The organism is Streptomyces sp. Z423-1, from assembly GCF_013009255.1.
GTDB classification, from domain to species: Bacteria; Actinomycetota; Actinomycetes; order Streptomycetales; family Streptomycetaceae; genus Streptomyces; species Streptomyces gossypiisoli.
In genome coordinates this window covers 4,206,344-4,221,226 of the sequence record NZ_CP053109.1, presented here as the reverse complement: position 1 = coordinate 4,221,226, position 14,883 = coordinate 4,206,344, and the positions used below count along the sequence as shown (strand labels likewise).

Below are 14,883 nucleotides of genomic sequence, written 5' to 3'. Positions count from 1 at the left end.
AGTTGCAGTTTTGGTTGCCAGAGACTTGTTTCTTTGCAGAGCTTTCCGGATCTTTCCGGAGGGGTGATCATCGCGGCGACTCGGATCCGTAAAGTGCGGAGTCCGGCACTGCCCCCCAAGGGAGATTCAATATGGCATCTGGCACCGTGAAGTGGTTCAACGCGGAAAAGGGCTTCGGCTTCATCGAGCAGGACGGCGGCGGCGCTGACGTGTTCGCCCACTACTCGAACATCGCCACCTCCGGCTTCCGCGAGCTTCAGGAAGGCCAGAAGGTAACCTTCGACGTCACGCAGGGCCAGAAGGGCCCGCAGGCCGAGAACATCGTTCCCGCCTGACGCTGACGCGAACCATGTGGCTGGGGCCCGCGCTCTTGGGGTGCGGGCCCCAGCTCATTTCTTTCCCGGGTTTCCCCGGTTTCTCCGGTTTCCCGTACATCCCGGATTCCTGACAGCCCCGGCTTCAGCGCAGAGAGGCCCGGCTTTTCGCATTCCCTTCGGCTCATTCTTGTGAATCCGCGTGCAGCGCTGCACCACAGCGGAGTTCCTCGATGCGCCGCATCGAGGAAGGTTCCTCCATGAACCGCACCCGCCGTACCGGCGGCCGTTCCGGTCGCTTCCGCACGGACAGAGGCTCCACGCGCTCGGCAGGCTCCGCTCGCGGCAGCCGATTCCGCCGGCAGGAGGCAGGCTCCACCGCACGCCCACAGGAGTTCGCCCTGCCGGTCACCCTCACCGAGCCGCTGCCGGCGGTCGCGACGTTCGCCGAACTGGACATGCCGGCACGTCTGCTGGCCACGCTCGGCGCCGAGGGCGTCACCGCGCCCTTCCCGATCCAGGCGGCCACGCTGCCGAACGCGCTGGCCGGACGGGACGTGCTGGGCCGCGGGCGCACGGGCTCGGGCAAGACACTCGCCTTCGGCCTGCCCGTGCTGGCCCGGCTGGACGGGCAGCGTGCCCAGCCCCGGCAGCCCCTCGCCCTCGTCCTCGTACCCACCCGGGAACTGGCCCAGCAGGTGACCGACGCACTCGCCCCCTACGCCCGCGCCCTGCGGCTGCGGCTCGCCACCGTGGTCGGCGGCATGTCGATCGGCCGCCAGGTGAGTGCGCTGCGCGGCGGCGCCGAGGTCGTCGTGGCGACACCCGGCCGCCTCAAGGACCTCATCGACCGGGGCGACTGCCGGCTGGACCAGGTCGCCGTCACCGTTCTGGACGAAGCCGACCAGATGGCCGACATGGGCTTCATGCCCCAGGTGACCGCTCTGCTCGACCAAGTGGGTTCCGGCGGCCAGCGGTTGCTGTTCTCGGCCACCCTGGACCGCAACATCGACCTGCTGGTACGCCGCTACCTCCACGATCCCGTGGTCCACTCGGTCGACCCGTCCGCGGGCGCCGTCAGCACGATGGAGCACCATCTGCTGCACGTGCACGACGCCGACAAGCACACCACCGCGACCGAGATCGCCGCCCGTGACGGACGAGTGATCATGTTCCTGGACACCAAGCACGCGGTCGACCGGCTGGCCAAGCACCTGCTGTCCGTCGGTGTGCGGGCCTCGGCCCTGCACGGCGGCAAGTCCCAGCCGCAGCGCAACCGGACGCTCGCGCATTTCAAGGACGGCCACGTCACGGTCCTGGTGGCCACCAACGTCGCCGCCCGCGGGATCCACGTCGACGACCTCGACCTCGTCGTCAACGTCGACCCTCCCGGCGACCACAAGGACTACCTGCACCGCGGCGGCCGTACCGCCCGCGCCGGCGAGTCCGGCACCGTCGTCACCCTGGTCCTGCCGCACCAGCGTCGCGCGGTGGACCGTTTGATGGCCGACGCCGGCATCACCGCGCGTGCCGTCCGGGTCCGCCCGGGCGAGGCCGAACTGCATCGCATCACCGGCGCCCGGACCCCGTCCGGCGTACCCGTCACCGTCACCGCACCGGTCGCCGAGCAGAGCGAGCGCACGGCATCCACCGGCCGTGGCCGGAGGGGACGGGGCGGCGGCCGTGGTGGGGCAGGACGGGCCGACGGGCGGGGTGGAGCAGGACGGGCCGACGGGCGCGGTGGGGCAGGACGGGCCGCCGCCCGCACCCGTCGCTCCGCCCCGAGGAACAACCCGTAGCCAGGCAGCGGGACTCACTTCGGCGGTCGGGGCGAGCCTTCGCTCGTCCTGCCCGTCCCGACGAACTCGTCCTGCCCGTCCCGACGAAGAGGAAGCCCTTGACGCCGATTCCGCCCCGCACACGGCAGGCCGAGAACGCCGACGGCACCGGCCTGACCGCCGGTGACGCCATGCACGTTCCCGGGCCCCACGTCGACGACCACATGACCGTCGACGTGGCCCTGTCCGTGCTCATCAGTGCCCGCGTCCCGCACCTGCTCCTCCAGGACGCGGACGGGCGCTGCGCGGGACTGGTCACCCGGGCGCAGCTCTCCGCGCACCGCGGAGGCGCGTGGTACAGCGACCGGACGCGGCTGCGGGACCTCCTGCTCGACCGCGGGCCGTTCACCTCGTCGGTGGCCGTACTGAGTGAGGCGGAAGCCGCCATGCGGGCCCGGACCCTGGACGTGTCCCCCGTGATCGACGAGCATGGCTACGCCCTGGGTGTCCTCGCTCTCACCTACTGACCGCCGTCGCGCGGTCGGCCCCTGAAGGTGTTTATCCCCCAACCCTGTGGAGGCATCCATGCGCTGTGTCATCGCCCGTTTCCCCTTCGACCTGACGAAGAGCGAGGTCGAGCAGTCGATGAGCGGCATCACGCCCGAGCCTGTCACCGGCGTGTCCGTGACCATCGGCCGCCGCGTCTACCCCGTGATGCAGGTCGGGGAAGTGATCACCAGGCAGAACCGCCGCGACTTCACCACGGTTGAGATGCGCCGGGCGCTGACCCGGCTCGGCTTCAGCTGCCACGAAGCGCCTCCGGTCGCGCCGACCGGAGACGCGCGAGCCGACGAGGGCCTGCTGGGCTGGTGACGCCTCGATTCCTGCCACGCCCCGACAGCCTTCGCCGGACCGGGCTGTCGGGCTAGGCTCCTGAGGCATGAAGCATCCTGACGACCTGCTCGTCGCGATCGCCGCGATGGTGGAGTCTCAGCACAGCAGCCGGATGTCCCTGACCGTGGTGATCCCGGGAGCCGTCATCACAGGTCGGCTGGCCCCGGAAGCCCTGTGGAAGGAGCGGGTGGCCGAAGTCCTGCGGGACTCCGAACACCTGGGGCGGTTCGCCACCGCGTTCACCGCGCCCCAGGGCGGCGACCACCGCCCGGAGCACGGCGACGGGCCCACACATCTCCACTTCCACGTTGCCCGGATCCTCCAGGGCAGCTTCGGCATCCCCGAAACGGGAGGCATGTACCGCGTCGCGCTGAAGGACGTGAGCGCCTGGACCATCGGGGACATCGGCTACTCGGACCAGTGAGGACCCCTCTCTGGTGGGCGGCCGAGCGCATGCCCTCGGCTCGTCGGACCCGCTACCGTCTCGGCCCCGCGACGGCGTAGGCCGCGGTGCCGGTGACCGCGAGGGCGAGGGCCGTCCAGGTGGCCGCCGTTGTGCCGGGCGGCAGCAGCATCCAGGTCGCCACCTCCGTCGGCGTACTCGTCGGGGGCGGGGCGAAGAGCGACAACGCCAGCCAGGAGATCGGCAGCGTCCACGCGTACTGCGCCCCGAACACCGTCGCCCCGGCGGCGACCAGCCCCATCAGCCCCGCGCTGTCGCGGACGACGAACGCGGTGGTGGCCAGGTCCTCGCCCATCGTCTGCACCGCCAGCAGCACCGCGCCGACGACCGTGCCGATGAGCAGCACATGCGCCGCTCTGCGCGGCACCCAGCGGATCGCCGCAGTCCGGTCCAGCGCGAGGTCCTGCCCGCCGAGCCCGATCGAGGCCGCCGTCGCCCCCGCGGCGAGGACGAGGGCGGGCAGCCGCGGGTCACCGGGTCCGTCGTTGCCGTCCCTGGCGAGTGCCCACACCGTCGCCGCGCTGATCGCCACCGCGGCGAGCGACGCGGGCACCTGCCGCGAGCGCGCGTACAGCGTCAGCCACCTAACGGGGACTCACCACCGGCCAGTACGTGCAGCGGGTCGCCGTTGCAGGAGACCGCGGCGGCGTGCATCGCGCGGATCCGCGCGAGCTGTTCGATCCGTGGCAGCGCCTTGAGGTCCTGCCACACCGGGCGGGCCAGGTCGAGCTGGTCGCGGGCGGAGTGGACGGTGCCGCCGAGCGGCCTGAGGTCCCCGAGGACCCAGCCCGCCGCGACGCTCTGCGCGGCGATCTCCCCGGTCGTGCCGCTCTCGCCGGCGCTGCGGGCGAAGCACGTCGGTGCCATGCCCTGGGCGACCAGGGCCCGGGTCAGCTCCTCGCGCTTCGCGGTGTCGAACACGCCGTCGTCGAAGTCGACGAGCACGGCGTCGCGGGGCCGTTCCGGCGTGGCCATCTGCGCCCGTAGGGCGGTGCTCTCACGGATCGAGTCCGGCGCCCGGCTCCCGAGGGCGTCGTTCAGGAGGCGCAGTGCCTTCCGGCCGGGGCCCGCGAGGTCGTCGAGCCGTGCCTGGTGTGCCTTTGTCACGCAGACCGGGCCGTCGCACACCAGCGCGGCGGCGGCCTCGTCGACGACGTACGTCCGGCGTGGGTCGGAGGGGAGGACGAGCAGGGCGATCGCCGCGCCCGCCAGGACGGGCGTCAGGGCGAGCAGCCGGGCGCGCGGGGTCGCGGCGGCCAGCAGGGCGAAGCCCGTCGCGGCCATGCCGAGCAGCCAGAGCGTCTGCCCGAGATGCACGGAGGGCGACAGCGTGAGGAGCACCTCGTGCACCTGTGCCACCGCGGGTGACAGCAGCGCGATGCGGTTCGGCACGGTGGCCGTCGGCACCACCGACTCCATCGTCTGCTGCAGGAGGGTGGTGAACAAGAAGGCGGCCACGGCCAGCGCCGGCGGGGTGAGCGGGGACGGCAGCGCCCGTGCGACCCCCATGCCCAGCACCGCCCCGGCGACGAGCGAGAGTGCCCCCACCAGCGAGATCGGCAGCCATCCGAGGTGTGTGTACTCGGTGCCGGCCAGTACTTGGACCGCGCCCTGGAGGACGAAGAGCGCGAAGACGGAGGCCAGGGTGATCGCCGTCGTACCCGCCAGTGCGGCCGCGCGGTGCCAGGCGGGCCGCGGTGTGCTCGTCAGCAGCTCGGACATCTTCGAGCGGTGGTCGCGCAGGCCCTGGAGTGCCCCGAGCCCTACGGCGAGCGGCCAGAGGAAGACCAGGAGGGTGCGGGTCCACAGGGCCATGGACGTCCACTGGGCCGTCCACAGCGCGGTGCCCTGCCACCAGGGACCGCTCAGCAGGTACAGGAACGCCAGCGCCGCCACCAGGACCACGGCCCCGGCCCAGGGGGCGACGGACCGCCTCAGCTCGATGCGCAGGACGCGGATGTTCACCAAGTGCCCCTTTCCCGTGCGGGGTTGAGCAGCATCGCCGAATAGCCGCGCTCCAGCGGGCTGTCACCCTCGTGCTCCGGGCCGCCCACCGAGGCCAGCTCGTCCGGCGGGCCCTGGAAGACCAGCCGGCCCTCGGCGAACAGCACCACGTCGGTGCAGGCGGCGGCGACGTCCTCGACCAGGTGCGTGGAGACGACCACGCAGGTGTCCGTGCCCAGCTCCTGCAGCAGCTCGCGGAAGCGCAGCCGCTGCGCCGGGTCCAGGCCGACCGTCGGCTCGTCGAGCAGCAGGATCGACGGGTCGTTGACGATGGCCTGGGCGATGCCGACCCGTCGCACCATGCCGCCCGACAGGGCCTTCATCTTCTCGTCGGCGCGGTCCGCCAGGCCCACCCGCTCCACGGCGCGCTGCACCGCCGCCGGGATGTCCGCCTTGGGGACCTCCTTCAGCCACGCCATGTACTCGACGAACTCGCGCACCGTGAAGCGCTTGTAGTAGCCGAACTCCTGCGGCAGATAGCCGATCCGGCGGCGCAGCGCACGGTGCTCGCCCAGGCCGCCCGCCGATTCGCCGAGCAGCTCCAGGGTGCCCTCGGTGGGGCGCAGTACGGTGGCCAGCGTCCGGATGAGGGTGGTCTTGCCCGCCCCGTTGGGGCCGAGGAGGCCGTGGACGCCGGTGCCCAGCGCCAGGTCGAGACCGTCTACGGCCATCCGGTTCCTGCCGACCCTCACCTTCAGCCCGGTGGCCAGGATCTGCCAGGCGTAGGTGGTCGGTGCGATGTCGGCCGCGCTTGCCGCGGGCATCATGCGGTGTTCCCTTCCTGTGGTCGGGTTTCCTGTGGTCGGCTTTCGTGTGGTCGGCTTTCGTGTGGTCATCAATGGGCTCCCAGCACGGAGTACGCGCCCCTGCGGGCGATCACGACACCGATGCCGAGCGCGAGGATCAGCCCCCACACGGGCAGACCGCCCGACTGCAGAGCGAAGGCCGTACGGCTCGTGGCGAGCGTCGGCGCCACGATGACGGCGGCCCATACGGCCGTCAGTGCGACGGCGGCACGGGTCACCCCGATGACACCGCCGAGCGCCAGGGTCGTCGAGGTGAACGCCAGGCAGGGCAGCAGCCACTGGGCCACCATCACCCCCGTCACCCATCCGCCCACCAGCAGCACGGGCACGACCACGGCGAGCACGGACGCGGTGCGCCGCAGCACCAGATACAGCCCGGCCCTGGGCACCGAGGCCGTCAGCTCGTACGCCGGGTCCAGGCCGCGCGACCAGGACGCCGCGACGCCGAGCACGGGCAGGACCGGGGCGAGCAGCAGCACCGGCGACACCTCGCCGTAGCCGACGTCGGCCAGGTCGAGCAGCAGCGCGAGCAGGGTCACGCTCGTGACCATGGCCAGCCACGGCACCATCGTGGGCGTCATCCACTTCGACAGCCGTGCCGACCAGCGCCGTCGGCGCGGCAGCGGGGCGGTGGCGGCCAGGTGGGGTTCGAGTCCCGACCACACGGTGTCGACCAGCGCCGCCACGGCGGGTGCCCCGGCCGTGACGGCGGCCGACAGCCGGTCACGGCACACCCCGCACGCCTCCAGATGGGCCTCCAGGGCCCACACTTCGTCGGCGGCGAGGTCCGCGCCGCCGCGGGCGTAACCGTCGATGATCCGCATCGACGCGTGCTCCACGCTCATGCCAGCGCCTTTCGCATCGCGATCCGGGCCCGGCGGGCACGGGTCTTGACCGTGCCCTCGGGGAGTCCGAGCAGTGCGGCGGTCTCCCGGACCGACAGCCCGTCGAGCACCATGGCCTGCAGTACCTGCCGCAGTTCGGGCGCGAGGCGCCGCAGCGCGTCGCCGACGTCACCGCCGACGGTCGCCGCGAGCGCCTCCTCCTCGGCGGCGGGCGCCGTGCCGGGCAGAGCGGCGGCCGTCGGCGGTTCGGCGTGGTGGGCCCTGCGTCGGAAGGCGTCGACGAGGCGGCGCGCCGCGATCGTCCACAACCAGCCGACGGCCGTCCCCCCGGCGGCAGTCCCGGCGAACGCGCCCGCCGCGCGCCACACCGCCAGATACGTCTCCTGCATGACCTCGGCGACGATCTGCTCATCCGCGCAGCGACGGCGCAGCCGCACCGCCAGCCACGGCGACGTGCGCCGGTACAGCTCCTCGAACGCGGCACGGTCGCCCTTGGCCACCAGCCGGACGAGACGCTCCTCGTCCAGCTCGCCCGGTGCCTTCCTGACTGATCTCACACCCTCTAGACGGCCGGCCCGGACAACGGGTTTTCACCCCGACGTGATCCCCGTCACATGGAGGCGCTCCACGGACCGGAGTCCGGAGCTGACGAGTAATCGGTCCTGGACACCGACCACCCGCGCTTAGATCCGCCTCCCGCGGGCCCGGGACGCGGACCGGCGAACGCCGCAATGCCGATCACTCGCCGCCCGAGGCCGCTTCGGGTTTCGTGTGGAGGATCTCGCGGGCCTGCTCCGCGGCGCGGACGGTGCTCTCGCTGACGAAGTCGAGGAAGCGGGCGACGTTCTCGAAGCGGGCGCCGGCCGGGGTGTGGGGGCCGAGGACACCGACGCCCTGCCGCGCGGTCTCGACGATCTGGTTGATGGCCCGGGCGCTGGCCAGCATCGACTCGTACCAGACGTCGTCGTCGACCACGTAGCGCTCGCGGCGGCCTTCGTCGCGCTCCCGACGGACCATGCCCTGGCTTTCGAGGAACGCGATCGCCTTGGAGACGGACGCCGGGCTGACATCGAGGCGCTGGACGAGTTCGGACGCGGTGAGGCTGCCGGAGTCGGTGAGGCTGAGGGCGGCCTGGATCCGGGCCATCATCTTGGGCATGCCCGACTGCATCATGACGGTGATGAACGTCTCCTCGTACGCGCGGACCGCCTCGGCGTCGCGCCCGTAGGCCTGCGCGGCCGCCTCCGGCCCCCGGGGCGCGACCTGCCTGCGCCGGTGAGCGCGGCGTTCGGTGGCGCGGTGGGCGAGGTCGGCGCGGTAGGCGGTGGGCCCGCCGTTCCGCATCACCTCACGCGTGATCGTCGAGGTCGGACGGTCGAGACGTCTGGCGATCTCCGCGTAGGCGAGGCCGTCGGCCAGCCCCAGCGCGATCTGCTGACGTTCCTGCTGGGTGAGCCTGCCTCCCGGCATCGCGATCTCCTTCGTACTCCTTGAAGGGCTCCAGCATAGCGTTCACCCGTAAATCATTGCAACGAGCCAGCGTGCCGCCATTGCATTAACTTCAGAACCGTTGCAACGATTCTTATGCTCGCACCTGCACTAACGCTGATTACGTGCAACAAGTACGTTGTCGAACCCGTGAACGCAACGTAGCTTTTCCTGTGTTGGAAACAACGACCCGAAGGAGCGCACGATGCAGCAGTTCCACACCACCGCCCCGATCTCCGTCGGCCTCGACATCCCCGCGGGACGCATCCGGTTCATCGCCGCCGACCGGGCCGACACCACGGTCGAGATCCTGCCCGCGGACGCCTCCAAGAGCCGCGACGTGAAGGCGGCGGAGCAGATCACGGTCGCGTACGGCGACGGCGTCCTGCGGATCGAGGCCCCGGAGGCCAGGAACCGGATCCTCGGACACTCCGGGTCCGTCGAGGTCACCGTCCAGCTGCCCGCCGGCTCCCGCGTCGAGGCGAAGGCGGCCGGCGCCGAGTTCCGCGGCGTCGGACGGCTCGGCGACGTCACCTTCGACGGTGGCTACCGCACGGTCAAGCTCGACGAGGCCGCGAGCGCCCGCCTCACCGCCCTCGACGGCGACGTCTCGGTCGGCCGCCTGGGCGGCCCCGCGGAGATCAGTACCCAGAGGGGCGACATCCAGGTCGCCGAAGCCGTGCGCGGCACGGTGACGCTGCGCACCGAGAAGGGTGACATCTCGGTCGGCGCCGCCCGCGGAGCCTCCGCCTCCCTGGACGCCGGCACCGGTTACGGCCGGATCAGCAACGCGCTCAAGAACAACGACGGCGCCGACGCCGCCCTGACCATCCACGCGACCACCTCCTACGGCGACATCACCGCCCGCAGCCTGTAGTCGCCCGCAGCTTCCGAAGGAGCACCCTCATGAGCAACCTGGCCATCGCGGCGAACGGGCTGCGCAAGTCCTACGGCGACAAGGTCGTGCTCAACGGCGTCGACCTGGCCGTCCCGGAGGGAACGATCTTCTCTCTGCTCGGCCCGAACGGCGCCGGCAAGACCACCGCCGTCAAGATCCTCTCGACCCTCGTCTCCGCCGACCCCGCCTCCGGTGAGATCCGGGTCGGCGGCCACGACCTCGCCGCCGACCCGCAGGCCGTACGTGCCGCGATCGGGGTCACCGGGCAGTTCTCGGCCGTCGACGGGCTGATCACCGGCGAGGAGAACATGCTCCTGATGGCGGACCTGCACCACCTGTCCAAGCGCGAGGGGCGGCGGGTCGCCGCCGAGCTGCTTCAGCGGTTCGACCTCACCGAGGCCGCGAAGAAGCCCGCCTCGACCTACTCCGGCGGCATGAAGCGCCGCCTCGACATCGCCATGACCCTGGTCGGCAACCCAAGCATCATCTTCCTCGACGAGCCGACCACCGGCCTCGACCCACGCAGCCGCCACAACATGTGGCAGATCATCCGCGAACTCGTCTCCGACGGCGTCACCGTCTTCCTCACCACGCAGTACCTGGAGGAGGCCGACGAACTCGCCGACCGGATCGCCGTGCTGAACGACGGGAAGATCGCCGCCGAGGGGACCGCCAAGGAGTTGAAGCGGCTCATCCCCGGCGGGCATGTGCGGCTCCGCTTCACCGATCCGGCCGCGTACCAGTCCGCCGCCGTCGCGCTGCGCGAGGCGGCCCGGGACGACGAATCCCTCGCCCTGCACATCCCCAGCGACGGCAGCCAGCGCGAGCTGCGCTCCCTCCTCGACTGGCTGGAGGCAGCCGGCATCGAGGCGGACGAGCTGACCGTGCACACCCCCGACCTCGACGACGTGTTCTTCGCCCTGACCGGCTCCACCGTGCCCGCCCAGCGCAACCAGCCGACCCAGCCCAAGGAGGATGTCCGATGAGCACCCCCCTGACTCCCGCCCGCCCGACCCGGCTCTCCCTCGCCGTGCGCGACTCGTCCACGATGCTGCGCCGCAACCTGCTGCACGCCCGGCGCTACCCGTCGATGACGCTGAATCTGCTGCTCACGCCGATCATGCTGTTGCTGCTCTTCGTCTACGTCTTCGGCGATGTGATGAGCGCGGGCATCGGTGGCGGCGGCGCCGACCGCTCCGAGTACATCGCCTATATCGTCCCGGGCCTGTTGCTGATGACCATCGGCAGCACCACGATCGGGACCGCGGTCTCCGTCTCCAACGACATGACCGAGGGCATCATCGCCCGCTGCCGCACGATGGCGATCCACCGCGGGTCCGTGCTCGTCGGGCACGTCGTCGGCAGCGTGCTGCAGTGCGTGATGAGCGTGGTCCTCGTGGGCGCCGTCGGCGTGGCCATCGGCTTCCGCTCCACGGATGCCACGGTCCTGGAGTGGCTGGCGGCATTCGGGCTGCTCGTGCTCTTCGCCATGGCGCTCACCTGGGTTGCGGTCGGCATGGGCCTGGTCAGCCCGAACGCCGAGGCCGCCAGCAACAACGCGGTGCCGATGATCCTGCTGCCGCTCCTGTCCAGCGCCTTCATCCCGGTCGACACGATGCCGGGCTGGTTCCAGCCGATCGCCGAGTACCAGCCGTTCACGCCGGCCATCGAGACCCTGCGCGGGCTGCTGCTCGGCACCGAGATCGGCCACAACGGATGGCTCGCGGTCGTCTGGTGCCTGGGCCTCGCGGTGCTCGGCTACGTCTGGTCGACCTCGAAGTTCAACAACGACCCGAAGTAACCGCCATGCAAGCGCGGGCCCCTTCCCCGCAACTCGTCCCACCCCAGGGCGGCGTACACCGACACCTCGTCGGCGTACGCCGCCCCGTTCGTGTGTCCAACCCCTCGCGATAGCCTGCGGGCCGACCCGGAGTGGGGGACAGGGCAAAGATGATCAGACGGTGGCCGACGGCCTTGGGCGTGAACCTGCTGCTCGGAATCCCGGGGGTGGTGCCGATCTGGCTGCTGTGGTTCCTGGCAGCGAGCCGGCACAACCCGGAACCGACGGAGAACGACGGCATGGCCCTTTGGCTGGTGATCATCGTGCCCGTCGTCGGTCTCTACACGCTGCTGTGGTGGACCGCCAACACAGCCCTTGCCCGCCGGACCTCACTCGCCGCTCAGCACTATTGGCTGCTCAGCGTGGCAGGCACGTTCTTGCCCACCCTCACACTCATCCTGCTCTATCCCTGACTTGAGCCCGCGGTGAGCAGACTTCGTCTCGTACGCCGCCTCCACAACCACTGGCCGGATGCCCCACGCCGCGCGGTGGGGTCAACCCGGCGCGCATGCCCCACCCCCATGCCCACCCCCACGCCGTACGCGAGCGCGCTCTCCCCACCACGTACGCTTAGGCAATCCTTAGCTAACAGGTACGGGAAGGGCGCATGTCAGGAGTCGCGAGCCGACGCGTCGGCTGGATGGCCGTCGCCCTTCTCCTCCTGCTGCTGGCCGTACTGCTGAGCCTCGCCGTCGGCAGCCGCGCGATCGCCCCCGCGGCGGTCTGGGACGCGCTGCTGCACGGCGGCACGAGCGACGACGCCCAGGTCGTACGGGCGCTGCGGGTGCCGCGGACGGTCGTCGGTGTGCTCGTCGGGATCGCCCTCGGCGTTGCCGGAACGGTTCTGCAGGGCATCACCCGCAACCCCATCGCCGAGCCCGGCATCCTCGGCATCAGCCAGGGCGCCTCGCTCGGCGTCGTCTGCGCCATCACCTTCTTCGGCGTGCACACCCTGAACGGCTACGTCTGGTACGCCTTCGCGGGCGCGGCCGTCGCCGCGGTGTGCATCTACGTCGTCGCCGGCAGCGGACGCGGCGGCGCCTCGCCGGTCAAACTCGCGCTCGCGGGCGCCGCGATGAACGCCTTCCTCGCCTCCGTCGTCACCGGCATCCTCACCACCGACGCCCGTGCCCTGGACGAGTTCCGGTTCTGGGACGTCGGCTCGATCGCCGGCCGGGACGCCTCGATCGTCGGGCAGACCTGGCCGTTCCTGGTCGCGGGGCTGCTGCTGGTGCTGGCCATGGCCCGCGGGCTGGACGCGCTCGCCCTCGGCGAGGACATCGCGCGGGGCCTGGGCCGCAACGTGGCGCTGCTGCGCGCGACCGGCGCGCTCGGCGCGACCGTGCTCACCGGCGTCGCGGTGGCCGCCGCGGGCCCGATCGCCTTCACCGGCCTCGCCGTCCCGCACATCGCCCGGGCGCTCGTCGGCCCCGGGCATCGCTGGCTGCTGCCCATGGCCGCCGTGCTGGGACCGGTGATGCTGCTCCTCGCGGACGTCCTCGGGCGGATCGTCGTACGGCCCTCGGAGGTGCCGGTGGCCGTGATGACCGCGCTGGCCGGAGTGCCGTTCCTGGTGGTGCTGGTACGGCGCAGGAAGGTGGTGGCGGCATGACCCGGGCCACCACCTTCCGTCTCCCGGGGCACGCCGTCCTGCGCACCGGGAAGAGCAGCCTGCTGCTGCACCGCAGGAGCCTCCTCGTCACCCTCGTCCTCACCGCGCTGCTCGCGGCCACCGTCGTCGCGTCCCTGTGCGTCGGCGAGTCGTTCGTCGCGCCGGGCGAGGTCGTCCGCGTGCTGCTGGGTCTGCCCAGCCCGGACGAACTGGTCGTCGGCACGCTGAGGTTGCCGCGTCTGGTGACCGGGCTGCTGGTGGGCGCCGCGTTCGGGATCTCCGGCGCGCTGATCCAGACCGTCGCCCGCAATCCCCTGGCCAGCCCCGACGTGATCGGCGTGACGCACGGGGCGGGCGCGGCGACGGTCGCGGCGATGACGTTCGGCGTCACCTCGTACGCCGTACTGCCCTACGTCTCCGTCGCCGGCGGTCTCGCGGCGGCGCTGCTCGTCTATCTGCTCGCCTGGCGGCGCGGGCTGCACGCCGCCCGGTTCGTGCTCATCGGCATCGGCATCTCGGTGGCCCTCGGCTCCCTGACCCGGCTGTTCGTGACCAAGGGCGAGTACCTGGTCGCCCAGCAGGCCAAGGTCTGGCTCACCGGCTCCCTCAACGGCCGCGGCTACGACCAGGCCGCGCCGCTCGCGACCGTACTGCTGCTGCTCGTACCGTTCCTGCTGTGGGCGGCCCGCGCCCAGCGCGGTGCGGCGTTCGACGACGACACCGCCACCGCCCTCGGCACCCGGCTCGACCGGGACCGGCTCGGGCTGGGCGTGCTCGGTGTGGTGTCGGCGTCCGTGGCGACCGCGGCCGCCGGGCCGGTGGACTTCGTGGCGCTGCTCGCCCCGCAGATCGCCCGCCGTCTCACCCGCACCCCGCACATCCCCCTGCTGTGCTCGGCGCTGATGGGCGCGCTGATCGTGACCGTCGCCGACCTGCTGGCCCGCCGGCTCTTCTCGCCGACCGAGCTGCCGGTCGGCGTGTTCACCGCCCTGGTCGGCGCCCCGTATCTGATGTGGCTGATCGTCAGCTCCCGTAGCGGCCGTTCCGGAGGAACCGCGTGACCGGCAACCGCCTCACCGCCCAAGGGCTCACCCTCGCCTACGAGGACCGCACGGTCGTCGACGGCCTGGACCTTCAGGTCCCGGACGGGCAGGTCACCGTCATCGTCGGGCCCAACGCCTGCGGAAAGTCGACCCTGTTGCGCGCCCTGGGACGGCTGCTGAAGCCGAAGCGCGGCGCGGTGCTGCTCGACGGCGGCGAGCTGTCCCGCATCCCGACCCGGCGGATCGCCCAGGCCGTCGGCCTGCTGCCGCAGACGCCCGTGCCGCCGGAGGGCATCACGGTCGCCGACCTGGTCTCGCGCGGCCGGCAGCCGCACCAGAAGTGGTGGCAGCAGTGGTCGGAGGCGGACGAGACGGCCGTCGCCCGGGCGCTGGAGCGCACCGGGACCGCCGAGCTCGCCGAGCGGCCGGTCGACGAGCTGTCGGGCGGTCAGCGCCAGCGCGTGTGGATCGCGATGGCCCTCGCCCAGGACACCGACATCCTGCTGCTCGACGAGCCGACGACCTACCTCGACATCGCCCACCAGGTGGAAGTCCTGGACCTGGTACGGCAGTTGAACCGGGAGCGGGGCCGGACCGTGGTCGCCGTGCTGCACGACCTGAACCAGGCGGCCCGGTACGCCGACCACATCGTCGCCATGAAGGCGGGCCGCGTCGTGGCGCAGGGCGCGCCGGCCGACGTCGTCACCGCCGAACTGGTCGAGGAGGTCTTCGGACTCGCGTCGGTCGTCGTACCGGATCCGGTGACGGGCGATCCGCTGGTGGTGCCGGGACCGCCACGTTCGACGCAGACGGCCGTGCCCGAACAGGCCGTACGGGGAACGTGATCGGAGCCACAGGCTCCGGATGCCCCGGATCCACAGGTGTCTCATAAAGTAAG

18 protein-coding genes are annotated in these 14,883 nt (G+C 71.7%); 12 read left to right on the top strand and 6 right to left on the bottom strand.

All coding sequences use genetic code 11. From position 1 onward, the window contains the following. The first annotated feature begins 131 nt into the window (after positions 1 to 131). From HJD23_RS18840 to HJD23_RS18820, 5 genes are all read left to right on the top strand, one after another. Positions 132 to 335, top strand: coding sequence for a cold-shock protein (locus HJD23_RS18840; RefSeq protein ID WP_007383480.1), 204 nt, complete (start codon positions 132 to 134; stop codon positions 333 to 335). A gap of 239 nt (positions 336 to 574) precedes the next feature. Beyond that, the gene (locus HJD23_RS18835; protein WP_171109800.1) at positions 575 to 2,113 is read left to right on the top strand and encodes a DEAD/DEAH box helicase; all 1,539 of its coding nucleotides are present in this window, start codon (positions 575 to 577) and stop codon (positions 2,111 to 2,113) included. 98 nt (positions 2,114 to 2,211) lie between these two features. Next, a complete protein-coding gene (locus HJD23_RS18830) occupies positions 2,212 to 2,619 on the top strand; it encodes a CBS domain-containing protein (protein ID WP_171109799.1) in 408 nt (135 codons plus the stop codon). A 58-nt stretch (positions 2,620 to 2,677) separates the two neighbouring features. Next, positions 2,678 to 2,965 carry an SCO5918 family protein gene (locus HJD23_RS18825; protein WP_171109798.1) on the top strand — a complete coding sequence of 96 codons (288 nt, stop codon included), beginning with the start codon at positions 2,678 to 2,680 and terminating at the stop codon, positions 2,963 to 2,965. A 67-nt stretch (positions 2,966 to 3,032) separates the two neighbouring features. Next, on the top strand, positions 3,033 to 3,410 hold the full coding sequence (locus HJD23_RS18820; RefSeq protein ID WP_171109797.1) for a hypothetical protein: 378 nt from the start codon (positions 3,033 to 3,035) through the stop codon (positions 3,408 to 3,410). Positions 3,411 to 3,462: 52 nt separating this feature from the next. On the opposite strand, the gene HJD23_RS18815 is transcribed toward HJD23_RS18820, so the two are convergent. The 6 genes from HJD23_RS18815 to HJD23_RS18790 all read right to left on the bottom strand — a co-directional run bounded on the left by HJD23_RS18815 (position 3,463) and on the right by HJD23_RS18790 (position 8,574). After that, positions 3,463 to 4,002, bottom strand: a complete 540-nt coding sequence (locus HJD23_RS18815; RefSeq protein ID WP_240980744.1) for a hypothetical protein — start codon at positions 4,000 to 4,002, stop codon at positions 3,463 to 3,465. A 23-nt stretch (positions 4,003 to 4,025) separates the two neighbouring features. Further along, entirely contained in the window at positions 4,026 to 5,414 is a 1,389-nt protein-coding gene (locus HJD23_RS18810; protein WP_171109796.1) for a hypothetical protein, read from the bottom strand. Next, the gene (locus HJD23_RS18805) at positions 5,411 to 6,220 is read right to left on the bottom strand and encodes an ABC transporter ATP-binding protein (RefSeq protein WP_171109795.1); all 810 of its coding nucleotides are present in this window, start codon (positions 6,218 to 6,220) and stop codon (positions 5,411 to 5,413) included. The genes HJD23_RS18810 and HJD23_RS18805 overlap by 4 nt, the downstream gene beginning before the upstream one ends. 68 nt (positions 6,221 to 6,288) lie before the next feature. After that, positions 6,289 to 7,104: a zf-HC2 domain-containing protein gene (locus tag HJD23_RS18800; RefSeq protein WP_171109794.1), complete on the bottom strand. Its 816-nt coding sequence runs from the start codon at positions 7,102 to 7,104 to the stop codon at positions 6,289 to 6,291. Beyond that, on the bottom strand, positions 7,101 to 7,661 hold the full coding sequence (locus HJD23_RS18795) for an RNA polymerase sigma factor (RefSeq protein WP_171134044.1): 561 nt from the start codon (positions 7,659 to 7,661) through the stop codon (positions 7,101 to 7,103). The genes HJD23_RS18800 and HJD23_RS18795 overlap by 4 nt, the downstream gene beginning before the upstream one ends. A gap of 181 nt (positions 7,662 to 7,842) precedes the next feature. Then, positions 7,843 to 8,574 carry a helix-turn-helix domain-containing protein gene (locus tag HJD23_RS18790; RefSeq protein WP_171109793.1) on the bottom strand — a complete coding sequence of 244 codons (732 nt, stop codon included), beginning with the start codon at positions 8,572 to 8,574 and terminating at the stop codon, positions 7,843 to 7,845. A gap of 223 nt (positions 8,575 to 8,797) precedes the next feature. Between HJD23_RS18790 and HJD23_RS18785 the strand changes: the two genes are divergently transcribed. The 7 genes from HJD23_RS18785 (at position 8,798) to HJD23_RS18755 (ending at position 14,830) form a co-directional block, all read left to right on the top strand. Continuing rightward, positions 8,798 to 9,469, top strand: a complete 672-nt coding sequence (locus HJD23_RS18785) for a DUF4097 family beta strand repeat-containing protein (protein ID WP_171109792.1) — start codon at positions 8,798 to 8,800, stop codon at positions 9,467 to 9,469. A 29-nt stretch (positions 9,470 to 9,498) separates the two neighbouring features. Beyond that, a complete protein-coding gene (locus HJD23_RS18780; protein ID WP_171109791.1) occupies positions 9,499 to 10,476 on the top strand; it encodes an ATP-binding cassette domain-containing protein in 978 nt (325 codons plus the stop codon). Further along, positions 10,473 to 11,291, top strand: coding sequence for an ABC transporter permease (locus HJD23_RS18775; protein WP_171109790.1), 819 nt, complete (start codon positions 10,473 to 10,475; stop codon positions 11,289 to 11,291). The genes HJD23_RS18780 and HJD23_RS18775 overlap by 4 nt, the downstream gene beginning before the upstream one ends. Before the next feature lie 179 nt (positions 11,292 to 11,470). Beyond that, positions 11,471 to 11,743 carry a hypothetical protein gene (locus HJD23_RS18770; RefSeq protein ID WP_332112401.1) on the top strand — a complete coding sequence of 91 codons (273 nt, stop codon included), beginning with the start codon at positions 11,471 to 11,473 and terminating at the stop codon, positions 11,741 to 11,743. A 194-nt stretch (positions 11,744 to 11,937) separates the two neighbouring features. Further along, positions 11,938 to 12,942, top strand: a complete 1,005-nt coding sequence (locus HJD23_RS18765) for an iron ABC transporter permease (protein ID WP_171109788.1) — start codon at positions 11,938 to 11,940, stop codon at positions 12,940 to 12,942. Beyond that, positions 12,939 to 14,003 (top strand): iron chelate uptake ABC transporter family permease subunit, encoded by a 1,065-nt coding sequence (locus tag HJD23_RS18760; protein ID WP_171109787.1) that lies wholly within the window; start codon positions 12,939 to 12,941, stop codon positions 14,001 to 14,003. Before HJD23_RS18765 ends, HJD23_RS18760 begins: the two co-directional genes overlap by 4 nt. Beyond that, complete coding sequence (locus HJD23_RS18755) at positions 14,000 to 14,830, top strand: ABC transporter ATP-binding protein (protein WP_171109786.1); 831 nt, start codon at positions 14,000 to 14,002, stop codon at positions 14,828 to 14,830. Before HJD23_RS18760 ends, HJD23_RS18755 begins: the two co-directional genes overlap by 4 nt. The last annotated feature ends 53 nt before the right edge of the window (positions 14,831 to 14,883 follow it).

Excerpts from the sequence above, each read along its gene's own strand:
- HJD23_RS18805 (WP_171109795.1), bottom strand. The coding sequence starts at position 6,220 with ATGATGCCCGCGGCAAGCGCGGCCGACATCGCACCGACCACCTACGCC.
- HJD23_RS18825 (WP_171109798.1), top strand. The coding sequence starts at position 2,678 with ATGCGCTGTGTCATCGCCCGTTTCCCCTTCGACCTGACGAAGAGCGAG.
- HJD23_RS18820 (WP_171109797.1), top strand. The coding sequence starts at position 3,033 with ATGAAGCATCCTGACGACCTGCTCGTCGCGATCGCCGCGATGGTGGAG.
- HJD23_RS18800 (WP_171109794.1), bottom strand. The coding sequence starts at position 7,104 with ATGAGCGTGGAGCACGCGTCGATGCGGATCATCGACGGTTACGCCCGC.
- HJD23_RS18780 (WP_171109791.1), top strand. The coding sequence starts at position 9,499 with ATGAGCAACCTGGCCATCGCGGCGAACGGGCTGCGCAAGTCCTACGGC.
- HJD23_RS18835 (WP_171109800.1), top strand. The coding sequence starts at position 575 with ATGAACCGCACCCGCCGTACCGGCGGCCGTTCCGGTCGCTTCCGCACG.
- HJD23_RS18790 (WP_171109793.1), bottom strand. The coding sequence starts at position 8,574 with ATGCCGGGAGGCAGGCTCACCCAGCAGGAACGTCAGCAGATCGCGCTG.
- HJD23_RS18765 (WP_171109788.1), top strand. The coding sequence starts at position 11,938 with ATGTCAGGAGTCGCGAGCCGACGCGTCGGCTGGATGGCCGTCGCCCTT.
- HJD23_RS18785 (WP_171109792.1), top strand. The coding sequence starts at position 8,798 with ATGCAGCAGTTCCACACCACCGCCCCGATCTCCGTCGGCCTCGACATC.
- HJD23_RS18840 (WP_007383480.1), top strand. The coding sequence starts at position 132 with ATGGCATCTGGCACCGTGAAGTGGTTCAACGCGGAAAAGGGCTTCGGC.
- HJD23_RS18760 (WP_171109787.1), top strand. The coding sequence starts at position 12,939 with ATGACCCGGGCCACCACCTTCCGTCTCCCGGGGCACGCCGTCCTGCGC.
- HJD23_RS18775 (WP_171109790.1), top strand. The coding sequence starts at position 10,473 with ATGAGCACCCCCCTGACTCCCGCCCGCCCGACCCGGCTCTCCCTCGCC.